3 protein-coding genes and 2 rRNA genes (1 of these 5 cut by a window edge) are annotated in these 6,500 nt (G+C 65.4%); 4 read left to right on the top strand and 1 reads right to left on the bottom strand.

Annotated features, from left to right (window positions below; all coding sequences use genetic code 11):
- From JHN45_RS08375 to JHN45_RS08360, 4 genes are all read left to right on the top strand, one after another.
- Positions 1-2,410 (top strand): 23S ribosomal RNA (locus JHN45_RS08375); it begins 711 nt to the left of the window's first position.
- 263 nt (positions 2,411-2,673) lie between these two features.
- A 5S ribosomal RNA gene (rrf, locus tag JHN45_RS08370) occupies positions 2,674-2,790 on the top strand.
- A 220-nt stretch (positions 2,791-3,010) separates the two neighbouring features.
- The gene (locus JHN45_RS08365; RefSeq protein ID WP_201048576.1) at positions 3,011-3,910 is read left to right on the top strand and encodes a hypothetical protein; all 900 of its coding nucleotides are present in this window, start codon (positions 3,011-3,013) and stop codon (positions 3,908-3,910) included.
- 304 nt (positions 3,911-4,214) lie between these two features.
- Entirely contained in the window at positions 4,215-5,096 is an 882-nt protein-coding gene (locus JHN45_RS08360) for a tetratricopeptide repeat protein (protein ID WP_268982218.1), read from the top strand.
- 76 nt (positions 5,097-5,172) lie between these two features.
- Here the strand turns inward: JHN45_RS08360 and JHN45_RS08355 are convergent, their stop codons facing one another.
- The gene (locus JHN45_RS08355; RefSeq protein WP_200712118.1) at positions 5,173-6,465 is read right to left on the bottom strand and encodes a DUF1015 family protein; all 1,293 of its coding nucleotides are present in this window, start codon (positions 6,463-6,465) and stop codon (positions 5,173-5,175) included.
- Between the last annotated feature and the right edge of the window lie 35 nt (positions 6,466-6,500).

Below are 6,500 nucleotides of genomic sequence, written 5' to 3'. Positions count from 1 at the left end.
CCGTGTGGGGAAGCCGTAGCGAAAGCGAGTCCGAACAGGGCGATTCAGTAGCGCGCTCAAGACCCGAAGCGGAGTGATCTAGCCATGGGCAGGTTGAAGCGGAGGTAAGACTTCGTGGAGGACCGAACCCACCAGGGTTGAAAACCTGGGGGATGACCTGTGGTTAGGGGTGAAAGGCCAATCAAACTCCGTGATAGCTGGTTCTCCCCGAAATGCATTTAGGTGCAGCGTCGTGTGTTTCTTGCCGGAGGTAGAGCACTGGATAGGCGATGGGCCCTACCGGGTTACTGACCTTAGCCAAACTCCGAATGCCGGTAAGTGAGAGCGCGGCAGTGAGACTGTGGGGGATAAGCTCCATGGTCGAGAGGGAAACAGCCCAGAGCATCGACTAAGGCCCCTAAGCGTACGCTAAGTGGGAAAGGATGTGGAGTCGCAGAGACAACCAGGAGGTTGGCTTAGAAGCAGCCACCCTTGAAAGAGTGCGTAATAGCTCACTGGTCTAGTGATTCCGCGCCGACAATGTAGCGGGGCTCAAGCGTACCGCCGAAGTCGTGTCATTCATACAACAGGGCCAACGCCTGTATGGATGGGTAGGGGAGCGTCGTGTGCCGGGTGAAGCCGCAGCGGAAGCTAGTGGTGGACGGTTCACGAGTGAGAATGCAGGCATGAGTAGCGATACACACGTGAGAAACGTGTGCGCCGATTGACTAAGGGTTCCTGGGTCAAGCTGATCTGCCCAGGGTAAGTCGGGACCTAAGGCGAGGCCGACAGGCGTAGTCGATGGATAACCGGTTGATATTCCGGTACCCGCTGTGAAGCGTCAAACATCGAACCTTCTGATGCTAAGGCCGTGAAGCCGTTCCGGACCCTTCGGGGAATGGAAAGTGGTGGAGCCGCCGGCCCAAGGTGGTAGTAGGTGAGTGATGGGGTGACGCAGGAAGGTAGTCCATCCCGGGCGGTGGTTGTCCCGGGGTAAGGGTGTAGGCCGTGCGATAGGTAAATCCGTCGCACATAAGGCTGAGACCTGATGCCGAGCCGATTGTGGTGAAGTGGATGATCCTATGCTGTCGAGAAAAGCCTCTAGCGAGTTTCATGGCGGCCCGTACCCTAAACCGACTCAGGTGGTCAGGTAGAGAATACCGAGGCGTTCGGGTGAACTATGGTTAAGGAACTCGGCAAAATGCCCCCGTAACTTCGGGAGAAGGGGGGCCATCACTGGTGAGAGGACTTGCTCCTTGAGCTGGGGGTGGCCGCAGAGACCAGCGAGAAGCGACTGTTTACTAAAAACACAGGTCCGTGCGAAGCCGTAAGGCGATGTATACGGACTGACGCCTGCCCGGTGCTGGAACGTTAAGGGGACCGGTTAGTCAGGATTCGTCTTGGCGAAGCTGAGAACTTAAGCGCCAGTAAACGGCGGTGGTAACTATAACCATCCTAAGGTAGCGAAATTCCTTGTCGGGTAAGTTCCGACCTGCACGAATGGCGTAACGACTTCTCGACTGTCTCAACCATAGGCCCGGTGAAATTGCACTACGAGTAAAGATGCTCGTTTCGCGCAGCAGGACGGAAAGACCCCGGGACCTTTACTACAGTTTGATATTGGTGTTCGGTTCGGCTTGTGTAGGATAGCTGGGAGACTTTGAAGCGGCCACGCCAGTGGTTGTGGAGTCGTCGTTGAAATACCAGTCTGGTCGTGCTGGATGTCTAACCTGGGTCCGTGATCCGGATCAGGGACAGTGTCTGATGGGTAGTTTAACTGGGGCGGTTGCCTCCTAAAGAGTAACGGAGGCGCCCAAAGGTTCCCTCAGCCTGGTTGGCAATCAGGTGTTGAGTGTAAGTGCACAAGGGAGCTTGACTGTGAGACCGACGGGTCGAGCAGGGACGAAAGTCGGGACTAGTGATCCGGCGGTGGCTTGTGGAAGCGCCGTCGCTCAACGGATAAAAGGTACCCCGGGGATAACAGGCTGATCTTCCCCAAGAGTCCATATCGACGGGATGGTTTGGCACCTCGATGTCGGCTCGTCGCATCCTGGGGCTGGAGTCGGTCCCAAGGGTTGGGCTGTTCGCCCATTAAAGCGGTACGCGAGCTGGGTTTAGAACGTCGTGAGACAGTTCGGTCCCTATCCGCTGCGCGCGCAGGAACATTGAGAAGGGCTGTCCCTAGTACGAGAGGACCGGGACGGACGAACCTCTGGTGTGCCAGTTGTTCTGCCAAGGGCATGGCTGGTTGGCTACGTTCGGGAGGGATAACCGCTGAAAGCATCTAAGCGGGAAGCCTGCTTCGAGATGAGTGTTCCCACCCCCTTTGAGGGGTTAAGGCTCCCAGTAGACGACTGGGTTGATAGGCCGGATCTGGAAGGCGGGTAACCGCTGGAGGTGACCGGTACTAATAGGCCGAGGGCTTGTCCTCAGTTGCTCGCGTCCACTGTGTTGGTTCTGAAACCACGAACAACCCCATTGCCATGGTCACGGCAGTGGTGCGGTTGATGTGGGTNTTGATAGGCCGGATCTGGAAGGCGGGTAACCGCTGGAGGTGACCGGTACTAATAGGCCGAGGGCTTGTCCTCAGTTGCTCGCGTCCACTGTGTTAGTTCTGAGACAACGAACAGTTGTCGGCTAGAGCTTGAACCACACAACAGAAAAGTGTGCTTGTTCGCTCGAAACCATTAGGGTTTCGGTGGTCATAGCGTGAGGGAAACGCCCGGTTACATTCCGAACCCGGAAGCTAAGCCTTACAGCGCCGATGGTACTGCAGGGGGGACCCTGTGGGAGAGTAGGACGCCGCCGAACAATCTTTGGAGGACCCCTGGTCCCAGCGTTCACGCTGGGACCAGGGGTCCTTTTCTTTTTCGTGCTTTGAAACAAGCACAGCTGAGCACAAGCACAGCCCGGAGCGCGCCGAGTACCTGGCTGCGCGAGAATGACTTGCGGTACCGAAGACAGGAGTCACCGATGTCCACCAACTCTCCCGAGGACCGACCGGAGCGCGACGAGCGGCGACGGGACAGTGGTGACCGCGGCGACCGTGGCGGGTACCGCGGAGGCCCGAGTCGTAGCAACGATCGCGGCAACGACAACCGTGGCGGCGCGCCCCGCCGCGACGACCGTGGTGGCAGCGGTGGCGATCGCGGTGGGTACCGCGGGCGCGACGACCGTTCCGCCGGCCCGCGTCGCGATGACCGTTCTGCGGCTCCGCGGCGTGATGACCGGCCCGCCGGTCCTCGTCGTGACGACCGTGGTGGTGAGCGCGGTGGGCGTCCCGGTGGTTTCCGGCGTGACGACAGCCGTGGTGAGCGTCCCGCGTTCCGCCGTGACGACCGCAGCGACAGCCGAGGTGACAACCGGGGCGGCGAGCGTCGCGACGTCAACCGTGGCGATCGCGGTGGCTTCCGGCGCGATGACAGCCGGGGCGAGCGTCCGCCCTTCCGGCGTGACGACAACCGCGGTGGCGGTGGCGGTTTCCGGCGTGACGACCGCCGCGACGACCGTGGTGGCAGCGGTGGCGGTGGCGATCGCGGTGGGTACCGCGGGCGCGAAGACCGTTCCGCCGGCCCGCGTCGTGACGACCGTCCGGCCGGTCCCCGCCGGGATGACCGCGGCGGCGATCGCGGAAGCCGTCCCGGTGGCTTCCGCCGTGACGACAGCCGAGGCGAGCGTCCCGCGTTCCGCCGTGACGACCGCAGCGACAGCCGAAGTGACAACCGGGGCGGCGAGCGTCCGCCCTTCCGCCGCGATGACCGTAGGGACGACCGCCGTGACGGTGACCGTCCCGCGTTCCGGCGCGATGACGACCGCGGTGACCGCGGCAGCTACCCCCGTCGCGACGACCGTCCGTCAGGCCCGCGTCGCGACGACCGTGGTGGTGAGCGTCCGGCTTTCCGCCGTGATGACAGCCGTACCCCCGCCGTGACGATCGTTCCGCCGGTCCTCGGCGCGACGACCGTTCCGCGGCCCCGCGTCGGGACGACCGTCCGGCCGGTCCCCGCCGCGATGACCGCGGCGGCGATCGCGGAAGCCGTCCCGGTGGCTTCCGCCGTGACGACAGCCGAGGCGACCGTCCCGCGTTCCGCCGTGACGACGACCGCGGTGAGCGCGGCAGCTACCCCCGCCGCGACGACCGGCGTGACGACCGTCGGGGCGACGACCGCCGTGGTGGCGGCAGCCGGTTCCGGGACGACCGGGAACGTGACCGCGACCGCGAGCCGATCAAGCGGCTGCCGATCCCCGAGGACGTTACGGGCGAGGAGATCGACAAGGACGTACGTCAGGAGCTGCTGAGCCTGCCGAAGGGGCTCGCGGAGGACGTCTCGAAGAACCTGGTGATGGTCGCCCGGCTCATCGACGAGGACCCCGAGGGCGCCTACGCCTACTCCAAGATCGCGCTGCGGCTGGCGTCGCGTGTCGCCGCCGTACGTGAGGCGGCCGGGTTCGCCGCGTACGCGAACCAGAAGTACAGCGAGGCGCTGGCCGAGTTCCGGGCCGCGCGGCGGATGACCGGCAGCGTGGACCTGTGGCCCGTGATGGCCGACTGCGAGCGTGGGCTCGGGCGGCCCGAGAAGGCGCTGGAGATGGCCGGCGCCCCCGAGGTGCACAAGCTCGACAAGGCCGGTCAGGTCGAGATGCGGCTCGTCGCGGCCGGTGCCCGGCGTGACATGGACCAGCTCGACGCGGCCATCGTCACCCTCCAGAGCCCCGAGCTGGCCTCGAACACCGTGCAGCCGTGGACCGCGCGCCTGCGGTACGCCTACGCCGACGCCCTGCTCGCCGCCGGGCGTGAGGACGAGGCGCGGGAGTGGTTCGCCAAGGCCGTGGAGTCCGACAAGGACGGCAGCACGGACGCGTCGGACCGGCTCGCCGAGATGGACGGTGTCGAGTTCGTCGACGCGTTCGTCGAGGACGAGGACGACAGCGACGTCGTCGATGCCGACACGGATGCCGACTCCGAGATCGCCGACGAGGCCTCCGTAGCCGACGAGGTGGATGTCGACGACGAAGACGACGACATCGAAGACGATGAAGACGACGACGAGCCTGTCGCCGAGCCCACCGCCGCTGTCGAGGCCAAGGACGACGACAAGGACGACGACAAGAACTGACGGCGACGCACGTCAGCAGTGACGAAAGGGCGGGACCCCGACACCGGGGTCCCGCCCTTCTCGCGTTCCCGGTGCCTCAGGGTTCCAGCGCGCGCAGCACCAGCCCCGACGCCGGCTTCGGGCCGAAGGACGTCGACTTGCGGGGCATCGTGACGCCCTGGAGGGCCAGGTCGCGTACGACCTCCTCGCGGACGGGGTGCATCAACACGGCCGTACCGCCGTCGCGTTCGGCCTTGCGGACGGTGGCGGCGGTGTCGTGGATGTAGGCGATGCGGGATGGGTCATCCTCGGGGATGAGCCAGACGTGGTCCAGGAGGGTGGAGTGCAGGACTGTGGCGTCCAGGGTGCGCCAGGCGGCGGGGCGGTCGGCCGGGATCGTACGGGCCAGGAGGTCCGGGTCCGGGTGGTCCACCAGGTGGAAGGCGCCGTCGCCGGCGAGGAGGAAGGCGTTGCCCGCGCAGGCCGCGTCGGCGAGGGCCTCCAGGGCTTCCGGGAGGGGCACTTCGAGGTGCTGGACGCGGAACAGGCCGTCGAGGGCGGCCAGGGCGTCGGCGACCGGGACGCCGTGCAGGAGGCGGTGGATCGCGCGGACGCGGAGCGGGTAGCGGGCCGTGTCGACGAGGAGGACCAGGCCGTAGTCCCAGGGGCTGGGGGAGGGGTGCTCCGCGCGTAGACGTCGGTAGGTCGCCCAGCGGTGGTGGCCGTCGGCGATGAGGGCCTGGTGGTGGGACAGGTCCGTCTGGATGCGGGTCAGCTCGGTGGGGTCGGTGACCGCCCAGAGGCGGTGGCTGTAGCCGTCCTCCGTGGTCGTCGAGAGCAGTGGGGGGTCCTCGGCGATGCGCTCGACGACCGTGGTCGTGTCGGACGGTGAGCCGTTGCCCCGGTAGGTGAGGAGCAGGGGTTCGAGGTTCGCGGAGGTGGCGCGCATGAGGGCCGCGCGGTCCGCGATCACGTGCGGCATGACGTCCTCGTGCGGCAGGACCACGCCCTCCGACGGGTCCGTCAGACGCAGGGCGCCGATGATGCCGCGTTGCAACAGGCCGTTGCCGTCGTGCTGTTCGTAGACGTACAGGCCGGGCTCGGGGTCGGTGGTGAGGACTCCCTCGGAGAGCCAGCGGTGCAGGGTGTCGGCTGCCTGTTCGTTGCGGGCACTGGGGGTGACGGCCTGCGGGAGGATCAGCCGGACGATGTTGTGCGGGTCGGAGTCCTGGAGATGGTGCAGACCGTCGGGGCGTACGACGACGTCGTACGGTGGGGACGTCACGGCGGCCAGGCTGCCGACCAGGTCGGGGTCGTAGCGGAGGCCTCGGAACGGGGTGAGTTCCAGGCCTCGGCGCTCCGTTGCTTCCGAGTGACCTGCGGTGTTCATCCCGGCATCGTACGTGTGTCAGTGGCGTGCGGGAT

The organism is Streptomyces sp. MBT53 (genome assembly GCF_016654115.1).
In the GTDB taxonomy this organism is placed as follows: domain Bacteria; phylum Actinomycetota; class Actinomycetes; order Streptomycetales; family Streptomycetaceae; genus Streptomyces.
This window is presented reverse-complemented; position numbering and strand designations above follow the sequence as displayed.

Bases quoted from the DNA above. Each gene is read 5' to 3' on its own strand.
- JHN45_RS08355 (WP_200712118.1), bottom strand. From the start codon at position 6,465: ATGAACACCGCAGGTCACTCGGAAGCAACGGAGCGCCGAGGCCTGGAA.